Source organism: Nitrospirillum iridis (assembly GCF_014205765.1).
Lineage (GTDB): Bacteria > Pseudomonadota > Alphaproteobacteria > Azospirillales > Azospirillaceae > Nitrospirillum > Nitrospirillum iridis.
This window is the reverse complement of sequence record NZ_JACIIZ010000001.1, coordinates 446,165-463,814: the sequence shown is the minus strand read 5'-3', so window position 1 is coordinate 463,814 and position 17,650 is coordinate 446,165. Positions and strand designations below refer to the sequence as shown.

General features: G+C 67.2%; 19 protein-coding genes. 10 read left to right on the top strand and 9 right to left on the bottom strand.

Translation table 11 applies throughout. The annotated features are described in order from the left end of the window. A partial coding sequence (locus FHS74_RS01995) for a coiled-coil domain-containing protein (RefSeq protein ID WP_184796961.1) occupies nt 1–913 on the top strand: 913 nt, incomplete at its 5' end. A 20-nt stretch (nt 914–933) separates the two neighbouring features. Here FHS74_RS01995 and FHS74_RS01990 read toward each other — a convergent pair. The 4 genes from FHS74_RS01990 to FHS74_RS30850 form a co-directional block, all read right to left on the bottom strand. After that, the gene (locus tag FHS74_RS01990; protein WP_184797319.1) at nt 934–1,140 is read right to left on the bottom strand and encodes a ribbon-helix-helix domain-containing protein; all 207 of its coding nucleotides are present in this window, start codon (nt 1,138–1,140) and stop codon (nt 934–936) included. Nucleotides 1,141–1,142: 2 nt separating this feature from the next. Then, on the bottom strand, nt 1,143–2,459 hold the full coding sequence (locus tag FHS74_RS01985; RefSeq protein WP_425491246.1) for an adenosylmethionine--8-amino-7-oxononanoate transaminase: 1,317 nt from the start codon (nt 2,457–2,459) through the stop codon (nt 1,143–1,145). After that, nucleotides 2,443–3,480 (bottom strand): biotin synthase BioB, encoded by a 1,038-nt coding sequence (gene bioB / locus FHS74_RS01980; RefSeq protein ID WP_425491245.1) that lies wholly within the window; start codon nt 3,478–3,480, stop codon nt 2,443–2,445. Before bioB ends, FHS74_RS01985 begins: the two co-directional genes overlap by 17 nt. A gap of 137 nt (nt 3,481–3,617) precedes the next feature. Further along, a complete protein-coding gene (locus FHS74_RS30850) occupies nt 3,618–3,746 on the bottom strand; it encodes a hypothetical protein (protein WP_281384596.1) in 129 nt (42 codons plus the stop codon). A 249-nt stretch (nt 3,747–3,995) separates the two neighbouring features. On the opposite strand from FHS74_RS30850, the gene FHS74_RS01975 reads away from it, so the two are divergent. The 5 genes from FHS74_RS01975 (at nt 3,996) to FHS74_RS01955 (ending at nt 9,720) form a co-directional block, all read left to right on the top strand. Then, nucleotides 3,996–5,177: an aminotransferase class I/II-fold pyridoxal phosphate-dependent enzyme gene (locus FHS74_RS01975; protein WP_184796959.1), complete on the top strand. Its 1,182-nt coding sequence runs from the start codon at nt 3,996–3,998 to the stop codon at nt 5,175–5,177. Further along, entirely contained in the window at nt 5,174–5,872 is a 699-nt protein-coding gene (gene bioD / locus FHS74_RS01970) for a dethiobiotin synthase (protein WP_184796957.1), read from the top strand. The genes FHS74_RS01975 and bioD overlap by 4 nt, the downstream gene beginning before the upstream one ends. A gap of 141 nt (nt 5,873–6,013) precedes the next feature. Continuing rightward, on the top strand, nt 6,014–7,720 hold the full coding sequence (locus FHS74_RS01965) for a hypothetical protein (protein ID WP_184796955.1): 1,707 nt from the start codon (nt 6,014–6,016) through the stop codon (nt 7,718–7,720). A gap of 4 nt (nt 7,721–7,724) precedes the next feature. After that, entirely contained in the window at nt 7,725–7,904 is a 180-nt protein-coding gene (locus tag FHS74_RS01960; protein WP_184796953.1) for a hypothetical protein, read from the top strand. Between the two features lie 223 nt (nt 7,905–8,127). Next, nucleotides 8,128–9,720, top strand: a complete 1,593-nt coding sequence (locus FHS74_RS01955; RefSeq protein WP_184796951.1) for a hypothetical protein — start codon at nt 8,128–8,130, stop codon at nt 9,718–9,720. Nucleotides 9,721–9,751: 31 nt separating this feature from the next. On the opposite strand, the gene FHS74_RS01950 is transcribed toward FHS74_RS01955, so the two are convergent. From FHS74_RS01950 to FHS74_RS01930, 5 genes are all read right to left on the bottom strand, one after another. Then, nucleotides 9,752–9,982 (bottom strand): hypothetical protein, encoded by a 231-nt coding sequence (locus FHS74_RS01950; protein WP_184796949.1) that lies wholly within the window; start codon nt 9,980–9,982, stop codon nt 9,752–9,754. An 84-nt stretch (nt 9,983–10,066) separates the two neighbouring features. Continuing rightward, complete coding sequence (locus tag FHS74_RS01945) at nt 10,067–10,276, bottom strand: hypothetical protein (protein ID WP_184796934.1); 210 nt, start codon at nt 10,274–10,276, stop codon at nt 10,067–10,069. After that, nucleotides 10,276–10,560, bottom strand: coding sequence for a plasmid mobilization protein (locus FHS74_RS01940; RefSeq protein ID WP_184796932.1), 285 nt, complete (start codon nt 10,558–10,560; stop codon nt 10,276–10,278). The genes FHS74_RS01945 and FHS74_RS01940 overlap by 1 nt, the downstream gene beginning before the upstream one ends. A gap of 70 nt (nt 10,561–10,630) precedes the next feature. Then, nucleotides 10,631–12,022 carry a class II fumarate hydratase gene (gene fumC, locus FHS74_RS01935; RefSeq protein WP_184796930.1) on the bottom strand — a complete coding sequence of 464 codons (1,392 nt, stop codon included), beginning with the start codon at nt 12,020–12,022 and terminating at the stop codon, nt 10,631–10,633. 52 nt (nt 12,023–12,074) lie between these two features. Further along, entirely contained in the window at nt 12,075–13,100 is a 1,026-nt protein-coding gene (locus FHS74_RS01930; RefSeq protein WP_184796928.1) for a TIGR00266 family protein, read from the bottom strand. 215 nt (nt 13,101–13,315) lie between these two features. Between FHS74_RS01930 and FHS74_RS01925 the strand changes: the two genes are divergently transcribed. The 4 genes from FHS74_RS01925 to FHS74_RS01910 are packed head-to-tail and all read left to right on the top strand — an operon-like array spanning nt 13,316 to nt 17,597. Then, nucleotides 13,316–14,092 (top strand): TerB family tellurite resistance protein, encoded by a 777-nt coding sequence (locus FHS74_RS01925; protein WP_184796926.1) that lies wholly within the window; start codon nt 13,316–13,318, stop codon nt 14,090–14,092. 41 nt (nt 14,093–14,133) lie between these two features. Then, complete coding sequence (locus FHS74_RS01920; RefSeq protein ID WP_184796924.1) at nt 14,134–15,963, top strand: ATP-binding cassette domain-containing protein; 1,830 nt, start codon at nt 14,134–14,136, stop codon at nt 15,961–15,963. Further along, nucleotides 15,960–16,832 (top strand): DMT family transporter, encoded by an 873-nt coding sequence (locus FHS74_RS01915; RefSeq protein WP_184796922.1) that lies wholly within the window; start codon nt 15,960–15,962, stop codon nt 16,830–16,832. Before FHS74_RS01920 ends, FHS74_RS01915 begins: the two co-directional genes overlap by 4 nt. A gap of 6 nt (nt 16,833–16,838) precedes the next feature. After that, nucleotides 16,839–17,597: an N-acetylmuramoyl-L-alanine amidase gene (locus tag FHS74_RS01910; RefSeq protein ID WP_184796920.1), complete on the top strand. Its 759-nt coding sequence runs from the start codon at nt 16,839–16,841 to the stop codon at nt 17,595–17,597. Nucleotides 17,598–17,650 lie beyond the last annotated feature (53 nt).

The following is a 17,650-nucleotide window of genomic DNA, read 5'->3' as shown; positions in this document are numbered from 1 at the left end:
CAACAACGCCGGCGCCGATACACAGCGCGCGGACGCACTCCTCCACGAACTCCGCACACTCGCCAGTCAATGGCAACAAGACACCGCCGTCCGCGAGCAACTAACCAGGGGGCTGGTCAACGCGGTCAACAACGCCAACGCCGATAAACAGCGCACGGACGCACTCCTCCACGAACTCCGCACACTCGCCAGTCAATGGCAACAAGACACCGCCGTCCGCGAGAAACTGGCCATGGGGCTGGTCAACGCAGTCAACAACGCCGGCGCCGATACACAGCGCGCGGACGCACTCCTCCACGAACTCCGCACACTCGCCAGTCAATGGCAACAAGACACCGCCGTCCGCGAGCAACTGGCCAAAGGCCTGTTCAACGCCCTCCACGACGCCGGCGCCGATACACAGCGCGCGGGCTCACTCCTCCACGAACTCCGCACACTCGCCAGTGAATGGCAACAAGACACCGCCGTCCGCGAGCAACTGGCCAAAGGCCTGTTCAACGCCCTCCACGACGCCGGCGCCGATACACAGCGCGCGAGCTCACTCCTCCACGAACTCCGCACACTCGCCAGTGAATGGCAACAAGACACCGCCGTCCGCGAGCAACTGGCCAAAGGCCTGTTCAACGCAGTCAACAACGCAGGCGCCGATACACAACGCGCGGACGCACTCCTCCACGAACTCCGCACACTCGCCAGCAAATGGCAGCAAGACACCGCCGTCCGCGAGCTACTGGCCGGGGGACTGGCGATCGCGATGCTTCGGGCCGTGTCGGCCACGCCCCGGCGTGATGAAGAGGCGAACATGTGGTTGGCGGAACTGAGGGACTTGGCGCGGACGCAGCCAGAGGACCAAGGCGTGGCGCAGATCCTGGCGTTCGTGCTCGACAGGTTCTCCCCGCCCGACGAAGGGTGACGCGCCGTGAGAGCCGATCCCTACCCCGCCCGCCCCTTCACCCACAGCAATGCGGCGACGCGGAGCGCGCTGGACAGGTTGCCGTCGCGGTCGCCATCGATCTCCTCGACCAGGGCGTTGACCGACAGGCCGCGCGCCACCGCCATGTCCTTCAGGGTTTCCCAGAAGGGTTCCTCCAGCGTCACACTGGTGGGGTGGCCGGCGATGAGGACGGAGCGTTTGCGCAGGCTCACGATACCGCCCTCTGATGCTCGGTCACGGCGTCGACCACGGCGCGGGTGAGGAAGGCCAGGTCATCGGCGCCCATGGTAAAGGACGGGGTGAGGTAGACGATGCGGCCGAAGGGCCGCACCCACACGCCCCGGTCGATCAGGCGCCGCTTCAAGCCGTTCATGTCGGTGATACGCTCCAGTTCCACCACGCCGATGGCGCCCAGGGTGCGCACGTCCTTGACGCCGGGCAGGTCGCGGCAGGGTTCCAGGCCGGCGGCCAGGCCCTGGGAGATCGCGGCCACCTGGGCCAGCCTGGGCTCGCTCTCGAACAGGTCGAGCGAGGCGTTGGCGGCGGCGCAGGCCAGCGGGTTGGCCATGTAGGTGGGGCCATGCATCAGGGCGGCCAGGGCGTTGTCCGACCAGAAGGCGTCGAACACCCGGTCGCTGGCCACGGTGGCGGCCAGGGCCAGGGTGCCGCCGGTCAGGGCCTTGGACAGGGTGATGATGTCCGGCACCACGTCGGCGGCCTCACACGCGAACATCGCGCCGGTGCGGCCGAAGCCGGTGAAAATCTCATCGAAGATCAGCAGCAGGCCGTGGCGGTCGGCGGCGGCGCGTAAAGTGCGCAGCACGGCGGCGTCATGGAACAGCATGCCGCCCGCCCCCTGCACCAGCGGTTCCACCAGGATGGCGGACAGGGTGTGGGCATGGGCGGCCAAGCCCCGCTCGAACCGCGCGGCGGACTCGTCATCCACCGGCAGGTCCAGGATCAGGTGTTCGGGCAGCAATCCTGCAAACAGGCTGTGCATGCCCTCCTCCGGGTCGCACACCGCCATGGTGGCGATGGTGTCGCCGTGATAGCCGCCGCGGAAGGCCGCCAGCTTGGTGCGGCCGGGCACGCCCCGGTTCAGCCAATACTGCGTCGCCATCTTCATGGCGATCTCGACGGAAACGGACCCGCTGTCGCAGAAGAACACGCGGTTGAGATCGCCCGGCAGCATCGCCGCTAGGCGTGACGCCAAGGTGTAGGCGGGCTCATGCGCCAAGCCGCCGAACATGACGTGCGGCATGCGCGCCAACTGCGCCTCGACCGCCTGGCGGATGTGGGGGTGGTTGTAGCCGTGGCAGGCCGTCCACCAGCTGGCCACGCCATCCACCAGGGTACGGCCATCGGCCAGGGTCAGGCGCCCCCCCTCCGTCGCCACCACGGGCAGGGGCGGCAGCGCCGTCTTCATCTGGGTATAGGGCAGCCAGATGTGTCGGCCGCCCGTTTCAAACCAATCGTTCCGGGTAGAGAACGACCCAGCGCTACCCATGTCAGTGGTCACACGCATCCTCGGCGCAGCCTTCCTCGACCACGTTCATGGAGGTCATGCCCAGACGGGCCAGCAGCTGCTTGTCATGGTCGGCCACCGGGTTGGCGGTGGTCAGCAGCTTGGGCCCGTAGAAGATGGAATTGGCGCCGGCCAGGAAGCACAGGGCCTGGGTCTCGTCGCTCATGCCCTCGCGGCCGGCCGACAGGCGGACCATGGAGGCCGGCATGGTGATGCGGGCGACGGCGATGGTACGCACGAAGTCGATGGCGTCCAGGGCGGCCTCGCCATCCAGGGGCGTGCCGTCCACCTGCACTAGCATGTTGATCGGCACGCTCTCGGGATGCTGCGGCAGGGTGGCCAGGGTGTGGATCATGCCCACACGGTCCGTCAGATCCTCACCCATGCCGACGATGCCGCCGCAGCAGACGTTGATGCCGGCCTCACGCACGTTGGACAGCGTGTCCAGCCGGTCCTGATAGGTGCGGGTGGTGATGATGTTGCCGTAATATTCCGGCGAGGTGTCGAGGTTGTGGTTGTAGTAGTCCAGCCCCGCCTCCTTCAGGCGCAGGGCCTGGCCGGAATTCAGCATGCCCAGGGTGACGCAGGTCTCCATGCCCAGGGCCTTCACCCCCTCCACCATGGCGCAGACCGACTCCAGGTCCTGGTCTTTGGGGCTGCGCCAGGCCGCGCCCATGCAGAAGCGGCTGGCGCCGGCGTCCTTGGCGGCCTTGGCCTCCGCCAGCACCTTCTGCACCTCCATGAGCTTGCTGGCCTTCAGGCCGGTCTCATGATGGGCGCTCTGCGGGCAATAGGCGCAATCCTCGGGGCAGCCGCCGGTCTTGATCGACAGCAGGGTGGAGATCTGCACCTGGGTGGGGTCGAAGCGGCGGCGGTGCACGGCGGCGGCCTGGAACACCAGCTCGGTGAAGGGCAGGTCGAACAGCGCCTGGATCTCGGCGCGCGTCCAATCGGTGCGCACGTCGTCGCTATCCAGAACCGGAGTGAAGGCGGCGGGGCGGCTGATGTCGATGGCGGTCACGGGATGCGTTTCCTTGGGGGAACTGTCGGGGCGGGGCCCCAAGGCCCGGCGCCTGGCGGCACCTAACGGCAGCGGCGGGGACCGGTCAAGAAAAACCGGGGCGCGGGCCGCCGGAGGGGGCGGTGAGCGCCACCGCGCTAAGGCATCGCCCTCCACAGGGCCTCAAGGAGGGCGATCAGCATCTGGCCCAATATGTCAACCAGCCAGGACCAGGCCTCCGCCCGTTCGGCCAGCCGCGACGCCTCCTCATCCGGCATGGATTCCATGGTCCCGCCTCAAAACAGAACCCGCACCAGGCTGACGACCGCATCAACGACCAGCCACTTGCCCCAGGCCAGCCTCTTGCGGGGCCGGCGCCTGAAAAGTGGCATGACATTCCCCCGTTACACGTTGCCTGTGCGGTGGAGATGGGAAGGCCTTCCACGCCCCGCAACCCAGGCGCGGCACTTTCGCACGCACGTCACGGGCTCTTGCCGCTAATCTCCAGCCCACCCTGTCCAACCGATGGCGCGCCCATGCAGTCCCTGACCGAATTCGCCGAGGCCAAGCTGGCCGAGATGGACGCAGCGTCCCTGCGCCGCCGGCTGGTGGACAGCGACCGGGAGGGCGACGGCGGCCTGTGGATCACGCGCGGCGGCCGGCGCCTCCTGTCCTTTTCCTGCAACGACTATCTGAACCTGGCCCACGACCCCCGGGTCAAGGCCGCCGCCATCGCGGCGGTGGAGCGATACGGCGTCGGCGCCACCGCCTCCCGCCTGGTCACCGGCAACCACCCGCTCTATGCCGTGCTGGAGGAAAAGCTGGCGGCGCTGAAGGGGGCGGAGGCCGCGTGCGTCTTCGGCTCCGGCTATCTGGCCAACACCGGCATCATCCCCACCTTCGTCGGGCCGAAGGACCTGGTGGTGGTGGATGAGCTGGCGCACGCCTGTATCTGGGCCGGCGCCAAGCTGTCCGGCGCCACCCTGCGCATTTTCCGTCATAACGACGTGGCGCATGCCGCCCAGGTGCTGGCCACATATCGCCCCCGCCACGGCCGCGCCCTGCTGGTGACCGACGGCGTCTTTTCCATGGACGGGGATCTCGCCCCCCTGCCCACCCTGGCGGCGCTGTGCGCCGACCATGACACTTGGCTGATGACCGACGACGCCCACGGCATCGGCGTGCTGGCCCAAGGCCGGGGCTCCAGCTTCGCCTTCGCTGACAGGCCGCAGGTGCCCTTGCAGATGGGCACGCTGAGCAAGGCGGTGGGCGGCTATGGCGGCTATCTCTGCGGCGACAAGGCGGTCATCGACCTGGTGAAGACCCGCGCCCGCACCCTGATCTATTCCACCGGCCTGCCGCCCGCCAGCGTGGCCGGCGCCATCGCCTCCCTGGACATCATCCAGGGCGATCCCGACCTGTGCGCCCTGCCGCTGGTCAAGGCGCGGCGCTTCACCGCCCTGCTGGACCTGCCGTCGGCGGAAAGCCCCATCGTGCCCATCGTGCTGGGCGCCGCCGCGACGACCCTGGCGGCCCAGCGCCTGCTGGAGGATGAGGGCCTGCTGGTCACCGCCATCCGCCCGCCCACCGTGCCGGACGGCACCGCCCGCCTGCGCGTCACCTTCACCGCCCGCACCCCGGATGCGGAGATCGAGCGCCTGGCCGGCCTGATCCGCGACAAGGTGCTTCCGCTCCAGAGTGTTGAGACCCCCGAATGACCGTCCCCGCCTTCTTCGTCACCGCCACCGGCACCGACATCGGCAAGACCTTCGTCACATCCGGCCTGGTGCGCCGCCTGCGGGCCAAGGGCGTCGGCGCCACCGCGCTGAAGCCGGTGGTCAGCGGCATCGACCTGGAGGACCCGGCCAGCCTGGCGGCCAGCGACCCCGCCCAGCTGCTGGCCGCCATGGGCCGGCCGGTAACCCCCGCCGAGGTGGCGCGCATCAGCCCCCACCGCTACGCCGCTCCGCTGTCGCCCGACATGGCGGCGGCGCGCGAGGGCCGACCGCTGGACGTGGACGGCATGATCGAATGGTGCCGGGAAAAGGTGGCCTTCGCCGCCGCCCCCCTGTTCGTGGAGGGCGTGGGCGGCGTCCTGGTGCCGCTGGACGAGAGCCGGACGGTGCTGGACTGGATGGTGGCGCTGGACCTTCCCCTGCTGCTGGTCACCGGCAGCTACCTGGGCACCCTCAGCCACACCCTGACCGCGCTTGACGTCCTGGCCCGGCGCGGCCTGACCGTCGCCGCCATCGCCATCAGCGAGACCCCTGGTACCACCGTACCGATGGCCGAGACGCTCACCACCCTGGCCCGCTTCGCGCCCGGCATCCCGCTGACCCCCGTGCCCCGGGTGAACCGACGGGAAGACGCGGATGCGGCGTTCGCCGCCCTGCTGGCGACCCTGGGGCTTTGACCCGGTTCGGCAATTGCGGGCGCGGCGTTTTGACGGCATAGCTTCGCGCGCGGGCCCGCGCCCTTTTCTCCCCCTCCCACCGCCCCTAGCGCACCCCGGGCGCCCCCCCCCGAGCGCCAAGGACCGGACCAAGACCTGGCCATGCCTGACATCCATACGTTTTGGAGCTTCATGCCGCGCCGCCGCGCCCTCTCCCGGTCCACCCTAGACGCGCTTTGGTCCCTGGCCACCGGGCTGCTGCTGCTGGCCAAGGGGCTGTGGGACAACCGTGCGCTGTTCGGCCATGACCTGGCGCCCTTGGACGATGCGGCGGCGGACATGCTGCTGTCCGAACGCATGCATCATGGCCTGCTGCTGACGGGCCATTACAATTTCATCGGCGTTTATCATCCGGGGCCGTTCCTGTTCTATATCCGCTGGCTGTTCGAGCCGCTGGCGCCACTGGTCGGCACGGTCCATCTCACGCACCTCATCGCCATGATGGCGCTGGACAGCGCTTTCTTTGCCCTGATCGCCGTCATGGCGCTGCGCCTGACGCGGGATGACGGCGTCGGGCGGGGGGCGGTGCTGGCGGGCCTGTGTGCCATTCCCCTGCAGCTTTCCGGCGCGGACTGGTACGCCACCCTGTTCATCCCCCACTATTTGCCACTGCCCACCGCCGCCTTCATCCTGGCGGTGATCCTGCTGGCCCGGGGCTCCGCCTTCGGACTGGTGGCCGCCACCGTGCTCACCGCGATCCTGGTGCACGCCTATATTCCCCTGGCCCCCGCAACGGTGCTGATCTGGGCTCTTGCCCTGGCGCGCGGCCGGTCCGAACGGCGCCGCCTCCTAGGCCGGGGCTTCACCCCCGCCACCTGGGTCGGATGTGCCGCGATCATCGGCCTGTTCATCCTGCCCCTGGCGCTGGACGCCATTTTGAATCCACCCGGCAACATCGTCGCCATCTTCCAGGCCGCGATGACGTCGCCCCACACCGCCGACCAGCATCCCCTAGGGCGCGCCGCCGCTTTGGCCTTGGGCAAATGCCTCCTCCCCCGCGACTTCATGGTGCCCTTGCTGCTGGTCGGCATCGTGTTGGCGGTCCGCCGACGCCGGTTCCAACGCCTGTGGCGTGAGATCCTCACGGTGAGCGCGCTGCTGATGGGCCTGGAGATCGCCCTGCTCTCCCACAACGCCGCCGGCGTTCGTCCCTATATGCTGGACTTCGGGGCCGCCCCGTTGTTGCTGGCGCTGTTGCTGTCCACCACCATGATCGTGGCGGAGGTGCAGGGGCTTTCCCTCAGCGGCGGCGCCCGCGCCCTACCGGCCGCGATGCCGTGGGGTATCGCCGGGCTGACCCTGGCCCTGGCCAGCACCACGCACTCGTCCACCTGGTTTTCCAAGGAAGTCTCCCCCTTCGTCACGGCTATCGTCGACCGAAGCCGTCCGGGGGATATGGTCACCATCGTCAACGAGCGCCTGTATGGCTGGCAGCTGCCGCTGACCCTGATGGTCGAGCTGGACCGGACGGAAGTCCACTCCTGCTTCGAGCATCGCCAGCCTCAGCAAGGGCGCCGGAGGGTGCTGGCCGTCGCCGCCACGCGCGAGCGGCTGTGCGCGCAAGCGACGAAGCCCCCCGACCATGTTTTCCGGCTCGACCCGGTGGCACCCTGCCCCAAGGCAGCCGCGCCCAGCTATCGGGAGGGAGAGATGGGATACCGCGCCGTGATGGCCATCGCCCACCAGCTCGGGCTGCTGCGACAACCGCCCGACCCGACAGGCAGTTGCCTGGATCATCCGCCAGACGATGCCATCATCCTGCATTGCCTGGAGGATCACAGCTGCTACACACTAGCGCAACTGAAGTAGGCGAATGACGATCTCATCCTGCGGATTGGCGTTGACCGCCACGGCGACCACCCTGGCGCACTCCATCCCGGGCGTTCCGCCACATGCCGTGGCGCGCGTTACGCAAACACAGGATGCGAAAGCGACTTTAGACATGCTGCTGGCCATGCTTGTTCTGTGGGATAATCGTGCCATGGTTGCATGAGCGAGGATGGAGATTACCGTCACGCCGATAGTATGCTGCCCGCATCCGCGTTAAAAAAGCTTGTCCCATGGCCTCCATCGGATCTTTGACATCGCCTAGCTCTCGTGACACCAGCATATCCAGCCGCATAGTTGATTATATTTGGTCGTTTGCCGTCGGCGCATTCCTTTTGGCCAAAGGGATTTGGGACAATCGCCTCTTATTCGGGCGGGATGTCGTACCCTTGGAGGACGCCGCCGCCGATATTTTATTATCGGAGAAAATGCACCATGCCATTTTGCTGACAGGCCACTACAATTTCATGGGTATCTATCACCCTGGCCCGTTCTTTTTCTATGTCAGGGGATTGTTTGAATTCCTAGCACCAGCCGTCGGATCCATATTCCTGGCCCATATCATCGGCATGATGGTGATCGAGGCCGGCTTTTTTTCTTTGACGGCGGCCATCCTGCTGCGCTTGACTCAGGCTGAGGGCATCGGCCGGGCCGCCGCCCTTGCCGGAATTTGGGCCATTCCCTTGCAGTTGTCGGGATCGGAAAGTTACGCGACGCTGTTCGTCCCGTCCCTGCTGCCGCTTCCGCTCACCGCCCTGATAGCGGCCACAGTCCTGACCATGCGAGGGTCGGCTGCGGGCCTGGTGGCAACCACCCTGCTTACCTGCATCCTTGTCCACGCCTACCTGCCTGTCGTCCCGGTGGCGGTGGGGTTATGGGGGTTTGCGCTGGTATGCGGCCGGAGGGCGCGGCGGCATGTCCACCCCGCAGGCTTCCCCATGGCCACCTACGGCATATGTGCAGGGATCATCGGCCTGTTCATCCTCCCCATGGCCCTGGACGCCATCCTGTTCCCACCCGGCAACATCATTGCCATCCTGAAGGCCGCTTTCGCGCATTCCAACGGCAACCGGCCGTCCATGGCGTATGCTGCGGCGCTGGCCCTGGGCAAGGGCTGGCTTCCCCGCGATATCATGATCCCGGTGCTGCTGACGGGCGTATGGCTGGCCGTGCGCCGGCATCGACTGCGCCGCCTATGGCGTGAAACAGTACTGGTGGGTGGGCTGACGACAATTTTGGGTATCGCTGCCCTCAGCCGCAGCCCGGTGGAGCCCTCGGCCTACATGGCGCAGTTCATGACCGCGCCATTGCTGATGGTATTGACGCTATCGATCACGACCCTTGTCGCGGAGTTGAGCGACATTCCAGGATGGCCGGCCCAGCACCGGCTGGGCTGGATATCGGCCGGTGCCCTTTTCATTCTGACCATGGCGCTCAGCGACGTCTCAACCAATGCGCGGTGGTTTTCCGCCAACGTCGACCCCTTGCCGGCGGCCATCGCCGCTCGCAGCCGACCTGGCGACCTCATCGCGATAGCCAATGCGCATTCCCATGAGCACAGTATCGCCCAAACACTGCTTGTGAGATTGGAGCGCTTCGGCGTCCAGTCCTGCCTTGATGACGAGGCGGTGCCCGAAGCGGATCGCAAAGGGGCGATCGTCGCCGTGACGCGGGAGCGTGCATGCTCCAACGCCGCGCGAAAGCCGAATCAGTTCTATCGTGTCGAGGCCGTGGCCCCCTGTCCCCCGAAAGCAGGCCCAAGCTATCGAGCCCAGGATCTGGGGTATCGTGCAGTCATGACCGTCAGCGGCTGGCTCGGCCACCCTCCAGCGTCATTGTCCGAACTGGTCACCTGTCGTGATCGGCCCCCCCCTGACGCCATCATCCAGCACTGCGTCGCGGACCGGCAATGCTTCACACTGGTGGAAGTGACGCGTCCGGCGGCCGATAGAGGCGATGCGGGCGCTGATACGCCTCCTTGATGGGGAGGATATCGATCCAACCGGCGACGCCTCAGCTCAACGCCGTCTCCGCCTTGATCTCACGGATCAGGTTTTCCATGCGGCGCATGAGACCTTCGGCCACCCGCAGCGGCACCACCACCACCTCATCCTCGCTACCGAAGCCACCCTGGCGACGGATGACGATCTCATCCCTGGGATTGGCGTAAACCGCCACGGCGGTGGCCATGTCGGCCACGATGCTGCCTTGATCCAGATGCCCCCATTGAAACCCGCCGGCCATATCGTCCTCCATCGCTGGGACTGCGAAAGAACAAACTGGGAACGATCAAGGCACAAAACGGGAATGCGCGCAAGGATATTTTCGCTATTCGTGTTCCGAGGTCGGCTTCGCGATACGAAGCACCGCCCCATCGGGACGGGCGATCTCGATGATCGTTTCCACGCGAACCAGGCGGCGGTCCAAGTTCCGCATGTCCTTGGTCAATTCGGAAACGGCATTGCCCACCGAAACGACCTTGCTGTTCAGCTCGATGGTTGTCTTGAGACCGTTCAAAATATCCTTGAGCGTGCTCATTACCCAGCCTCGGCGCGCAATTGATGCCGGGTCAATTCAATGTCCATCAAGGCCCTGTCCAAGGCCGCGGCCGCGTCCCGATTGCTGTGATCCAATTCCGCCGCCAGCGCAGCCAACTGGGTAAGCAACATGGCTTCCTCCGGATCGAAGGCGTCCACTGATCGCCGTACGAATTCTCCGACCGAAACGCCCACCTTTCGAGCCTTGGCCTCCAGTTTGGCTTTCTCGGAGGGAGTCATCAATGTCGTGACACGCTCCGTCGCCAGTTCCTGCGCATCCAACATGGATCACCTCATTATCATCACCTGCACATGATAATGAGGTGATCATCTTTCCATTGCAACCGGGTTCAGTTCAGCTGGGATGGATCATATCTTCCGGCTTCACCCAGGCGTCGAACTCCGCCTCGGTCAGGAAACCGAGCGCCAGGCCGGCGGCCTTCAGGGTGGTGCCTTCGGCGTGGGCCTTCTTGGCGATCTTGGCGGCCTTGTCGTAGCCGATGTGGGGGTTCAGCGCCGTCACCAGCATCAGGCTGTCGTGCAGTGACTTGGCGATGCGGTCCTCGTTCGCCGTGATGCCCACCACGCAATTGTCGGTGAAGCTGACGGCGGCATCGGCCAGCAGGCGGATGGACTGGGCCACGTTGTAGATGATGACAGGCTTGAAGACGTTCAGCTCGAAATGGCCCGTCGCACCCGCGATGGTGACGGTGGTGTGGTTGCCCATCACCTGGGCGCACACCATGGTCATGGCCTCGGACTGCGTCGGGTTGACCTTGCCCGGCATGATGGAACTGCCCGGCTCATTCTCCGGCAGGCTCAGTTCCCCGATGCCGCAGCGCGGGCCGGAGCCCAGCAGGCGGATGTCGTTGGCGATCTTCATCAACGACGCGGCCAGCGTGTTCAGCACGCCCGACACCTCCACCAGGCTGTCGTGGGTCGCCAGCGCCTCGAACTTGTTGGGGGCGGTGACGAAGGGCAGGCCGGTCAGGGCCGCCACCTCGGCCGCGAAGGCGACGTCGAAGCCCTTCCTGGCGTTCAGGCCGGTGCCCACCGCCGTGCCGCCTTGGGCCAGGCGCAGCAAGGCCGGCAGGGCCGCCTTCACCCGTTCCACCCCGTAGGCCAGCTGCTGGGCATAGCCGGAGAATTCCTGGCCCAGGGTCAGCGGTGTGGCGTCCTGCAGATGGGTCCGGCCGATCTTGACGATGCTCTTGAACGCGTCGGCCTTGGCCGCCAGGGCGTCGCGCAGATGTTCTAGCGCCGGAACCAGGGTGCCGTGCAGTTCCACCGCCGCCGCGATGTGCATGGCGGTGGGGAAGCTGTCGTTGGACGATTGGCCCCGGTTCACATGGTCGTTGGGATGGACGGGCTTCTTGCTGCCCATCTCCCCGCCCAGCAGCTCGATGGCGCGGTTGGAAATGACCTCGTTGGCGTTCATGTTGGTCTGGGTGCCAGAACCGGTCTGCCACACCACCAGGGGGAAGTGGTCGTCCAACTTGCCGGCCGCCACCTCCGCCGCAGCCTGGATGATGGCCCGGCCCAGGGCCTCATCCAATTCGCCCAGCTTCACATTGGCCTGGGCCGCCGCCTGCTTCTGGATGCCCAGCGCATGGACCAGGGCCGGCGGCATGCGCTCCCCCCCGATCTTGAAGTTGCCCAGCGATCGCTGGGTCTGGGCGCCCCAGTAGCGGCCGGCTGGCACCTCCAACGGGCCGAAGCTGTCGGTTTCGGTACGGGTTGCGGTCATGGCACATGCTCTCCAGGCTGGTGAGGGGCGGATGGTACCCCGCCCCCTTATGTCAGCGCTTGTCGAGGATGTTGCCTATGGCGCCGAACACACCCCCATCCTCCCGCGTTCCCACCAGCGAGGAGGCCAGCATGCGGCCGGCGAGGCGCGAGAACGGCAGGCTTTGCAGCCACACCTTGCCGGGGCCGCGCAGCCGGGCGAAGAACAGGCCTTCGCCGCCGAACAGCATGGATTTGATGCCGCCCACCTGTTCCACGTCGAAGTCGATGTCGGCGGTCATGGCGGCCAGGCAACCGGTGTCCACGTGCAGAACTTCCCCCGGCGCCAGGGTGCGTTCCACCAGGGTCCCGCCCATGTGGATGAAGACGGTGCCGTCGCCTTCCAGCTTCTGCATGATGAAGCCGTCGCCGCCGAACAGGCCGGTCAGGATGCGCCGCTGGAAATAGATGCCGATGGCCACACCCCGCGCCGCCGCCAGGAAGCTGTCCTTGTGGCAGATCAGGCGCCCGCCATAGTCCGCCAGCTTCAGGGCCGAGATGGTGCCGGGATAGGGGGCGGAGAAGGCCACCGTGCCGGGACCGGCGCCGCGCTGGGTGAAAACGGTGGTGAACAGGGTGGAACCGGAGAGCACACGCTTGCCCGCCCCCCACAGCTGGTCCAGCACGCTGCCACCATCGCGGACGGAGCCGTCACCGAAGATGGTGTTCATGTCGACGCTGGCATCCTTGTAGAGCAGGGCGCCCGCCTCGGCGATGGTGCTGTCGCCGGGGGCCAGCCTGACCTCCACATACTGCATCTCATGGCCGTGGATGGTGTATTCCAGGGGATTGGCCGGGCCCGGCGGCGGTGCCGCGGTGAAGGCCCCCCAGATACCCCCGCCGCCCGGCGGCGGGGGCGGCGGCGGGGGCGAAGAAGCGGCGCCGCCATAGAGATCGGCCACCTGCCCCACCGGCAGCCAGTCGGTAAAGCCTTCCCGCCAGCAATGCGCGCCCGGATTGGCGCGGGCGAAGTTCCGCGCCGCCGCGTCATCCAAGGGTCCCGCCTGCTGCTGACCATTGTGGAAGAACCATTCCGTCATAACCCCACCCTTCCCAATTCGGTTTCTTGCATTCCCTTTTGCCAAAGCCCTTTTATCAAAATCGCCTGCGCCGCGACAGTCCGGCCGGACTGGCACCCGCTCAGGTGGCACCTTCCGGACGGCGGGCCACGGGCATTGGCGAGCGCGGGCCGGGCCGCTATGGTGCCGTCCAGCCTTCCTTTTTTAAACGCCGGCTGCTGCCGAGGTGGGGGACGATGAGCATCTGGGGCAAGATCGTGGGCGGTGTCGCGGGTTTCGCCGTGGGCGGCCCGCTGGGCGCGCTGCTGGGCGTGGCGGCCGGACATGCCGCGGATTCCTGGGCCTCCCAGGCCACGACCGCGCCCCCCGGCCCCGATGGCCAGCCAGACCAGACCCGCACCATGGCCTTCACCATCGGTGTCATCATCCTGGGCGCCAAGATGGCCAAGGCCGATGGCGTGGTCGAGCGGGCGGAGGTCGACGCCTTCAAGCGGGTGTTCCACATCCCGCCGGAGGAGGCGCGCAACGTCGGCCGCATCTTCGATCTGGCCAAGCGCGACAGCGGCGGGTTCGAGCCGTATGCCCGCCAGCTGGCCGGCATGTTCCGCGACCGGCCGACGGTGCTGGAGGATCTGCTGGGCTGCCTGTTCCACATCGCGGCGTCCGATGGCCAGCTGCACCCGGCGGAGGTGGCCTACCTGGCCGGGGTAGCCCGGATCTTCGGCATTTCCGAGGCCACGTTCGAGGGCATCCGCCGCATCCACGGCGGCCATGCCGCCGGGTATGAGGACCCGCTGGACGACCCCTACGCCGTTCTGGGCGTGGCGCGTACCGCCAGCGATGCCGAAATCAAGCTGGCATGGCGCCAGGCCTTGCGCGACAACCATCCCGACACCGTCATGGCCCAGGGCCTGCCGGCGGAATTCGTGGACATCGCCACGGCCAAGACGGCGGCGCTCAACGCCGCCTATGACAAAATCCAAAGCCAGCGGGCCGTTCCGTCCGGCCCGTAACCCCTGCTCATCGCACTCATACCGCCGAGTTCATCGCTTCCATGGCACCCACCCCGCCTATCGTCGCCCTCAAGGGCGCCCAGATCACTCTCGGCGCCACCACCCTGTTCGAGAACGTGGACATCGCCATCGGCCGCGGCGACAAGGTCTGCCTGGTCGGTCGCAACGGCAGCGGCAAGTCCACCCTGCTGAAGGCCCTGGCCGGATTGGTCGACCTGGACAAGGGTGAGCGCTACATCCAGCCCGGCGCCCGCATCGGCTATCTGCACCAGGAACCGGACTTCAGCGGTCACGCCACGGTGGCGGACTTCGTCCGCGCCGGGCAGGTGGAGGACGCGCCCTACCGGGTGGAGGCCGTGCTGGATGAGTTGAGCCTGCCCGGCGACCGCGCCGCCGCCACCCTGTCGGGCGGCGAGGCCCGCCGCGCCGCCATCGCCCAGGCCCTGGTCAGCGACCCCGACGTCCTGCTGATGGACGAACCGACCAACCATCTGGACCTGCCCACCATCGAGTATCTGGAAAAGGCGCTGCAATCCTTCCGGGGCGGGCTGCTGCTGATCAGCCACGACCGCGCCTTCCTCAACACGCTGGCCCGCCGCACCCTGTGGCTGGACCGGGGCAGCATGCGGGAAACGGAACGGCCCTTCGCCGAGTACGAGGCGTGGCGGGATGAGGTGTTCGCCGCCGAGGACCTGGCTTTTTCCAAGCTGGACCGCAAGATCGCGGTGGAGATGAAGTGGCTGCGCGAGGGCATCAGCGCCCGGCGCACCCGCAACATGGGCCGCGTCCGCGCCCTGCACGGCCTGCGCAAGGAACGGTCGGACCGCAACCGCCAGGGCCAGGTGAAGCTGGCGGTGTCGGAGGCTGAAAGCTCCGGCCGTCTGGTGATCGAGGCGACGCACATCGCCAAGAGCTTCGCCAATCCGGAAGGGGGCCCGGAGGGGACGCGCAGCATCGTCCGCGACTTCTCCACCCGCATCCTGCGCGGCGACCGGGTGGGCCTGATCGGCCCCAATGGCGCCGGCAAGACCACCATCCTGAAGATGCTGATGGGCGAGATGGCGCCCGACAGCGGCACCATCCGCCTGGGCACCAACCTGGAAACGGTGGTGTTCGACCAGCGCCGGGCGCAGCTGGACCCCAACCAGAGCATCCGACAGGTGCTGCTGCCCTTCGGCGGTGACAGCGTGGTGGTGGGCGGCACGCCGCGCCATGTCGCCTCCTACATGCGCGACTTCCTGTTCGACCCCGGCATGCTGGAACAACCGACCCGCGCCCTGTCGGGTGGGGAGCGCAATCGCCTGCTGCTGGCCAAACTGTTCGCCCAGCCCAGCAACCTGATGGTGCTGGACGAACCGACCAACGATCTGGACATGGACACGCTGGACCTGCTGGAGGAGGTCCTGAGCGACTATCCCGGCACCCTGCTGCTGGTCAGCCACGACCGTGACTTCCTGGACCGGCTGGTCACCTCCACCATCGCGGTGGAAGGCGACGGCGTGGTGGAGGAGTACGCGGGCGGCTACAGCGACTATCTGGTCCAGCGTCCGGCCCGCGCGCCGGCCACCGCTCCGAAAGGCGATGCCGCCAGGGCGGCGGAAGTGCCCCAGGGGGGGAACAAGCCCAAGCGCAAGCTGGGCTACAAGGAACAGCGGGAACTGGACCAGCTGCCGGCGCTGATGGACAAGCTGGGCGACCAGGCGAAGAAGTTGGAGGCCAAACTGGCCGATGCCACGCTGTACACCCGCGATCCCGCCGCCTTCCAGAAGGCGTCCGCCGACCTGGACAAGGCCCACCAGGACCTGGCCGTCGCCGAAGAGCGCTGGCTGGAGCTGGAGGCCCTGAAAGAGGAACTGGAGAGTGGGGCTTGAGACCCCTTGATGTCCTGCGCGCCCTGATCGTCGTGGCCATCTGGGGCATCAATTTCTCCGTCTCCAAATTCGCGCTGCGGCAGTTCCATCCCGTCACCGCCATGGCCATCCGCTTCGCCTTGGTGGCCCTGGTGCTGGTGCCCTGGCGGCGGCTGCCCCGTACGCACGTGCGGCCGGTGCTGGCCTATTCCTTCGTGCTGGGCGGCCTGCACTTCCCCCTGGTGTTCAGCGGTTTGATGGGGTGCAGCGCGGCGGCGGCCTCCGTCGCCATCCAGTTGCAGGTGCCGTTCGCCTCGCTCATGGCGGCGGTGTTCTTCAAGGATAGGCTGGGCTGGCGCCGGGCGGCCGGCATGGCGGCAGCCATCGCCGGCGTCGGCATCATCGCCTATCACCCCGGCGGCGCGGACGATCCGGCGCATCTGGGCCTGGTGGTATTGGCGGCGGCGGCCTTCGCCTTTTCCAGCATCCAGCTGAAATGGATGCCGCCCATGGACCCCTACACCCTGAACGGCTACATGGCCCTGTTCGCCGTGCCGCAGTTGGTGGTGATGTCCGCCCTGCTGGAACAGGGGCAGTGGGCGGCCATCCTGTCGGCACCGCCGGCCGCCTGGGCCTCGATCCTGTTCATGGGCCTGGTCTCCACCATCCTGGCCTATGTGCTGTGGTTTCCGCTGGTCCAGCGCTATGCCGTCAACCAGACCATGCCCTTCATGCTGCTGGTGCCGGTGTTCGGCGTCGCCGGCGGCGTCATCCTGCTGGGCGAGACCTTGTCCTGGCACCTGATGGCGGGCACCCTGGTGACCATCGCCGGCGTGGGCGTGGTGCTGCTGCGCCGGCCCCGCCTGGTGACCGCCCGCACCGCCAGCTGATACCCCATGCCCCTGACCGTCCATCATCGCCCCTCGCCCAACCATGGCCCCCGTCCGGCGGGCGCCACCGTGGACATCCTGGTGCTGCACTACACCGGCATGGCGACGGCCCAGGCGGCGCTGGACCGCCTGTGCGACGAGGCCGCCCAGGTCAGCGCCCATTACCTGGTGGAGGAGGATGGCGCCGTCTGGCGGCTGGTGGATGAGCGGCGGCGCGCCTGGCATGCCGGCAGGGGCGCCTGGGGGGCCGCCCACGATGTCAACAGCCGCTCCATCGGCGTTGAGATCGTCAACCCTGGCCACGAGTTCGGCTACCACCCCTTCCCCGACGCGCAGATGCGCGCGGTGACGGAGCTATGCCAGGGCATCCTCCGCCGCTGGCCCATTCCGCCCGGCAACGTCATCGCCCATTCCGACCTGGCGCCTGATCGCAAACAGGACCCGGGGGAACTGTTCGACTGGCGCGGCTTGGCCATGGCGGGCGTGGGGCTCTGGCCCCGCGCCGCGGATGGTCCATCAGCCGACGGTCCGCCCGTAATGGCGTCGATGGTGACGGACTCGATGGTGGCAGCCTTGCTGTCCCGTCTTGGCTATAGCCTCGACGGGATGGATTTGGCCCTGCCTTTGAGGGCGTTCCAGCGCCATTGGCACCCTCAAGCCTTGGGGGAACCGGCGGATGGGGAGACCATCCGTCGGTTACGCGACCTGGTGGCGCAAGTCTCCGCTCCAAATCCCAGCGGTACACTTGCCCAGCCCGCCGAATAAAGCGACTGTAAGCGATGGCGGAGGTGAGGAAGGCCACGGATCAAGGCCCTTCC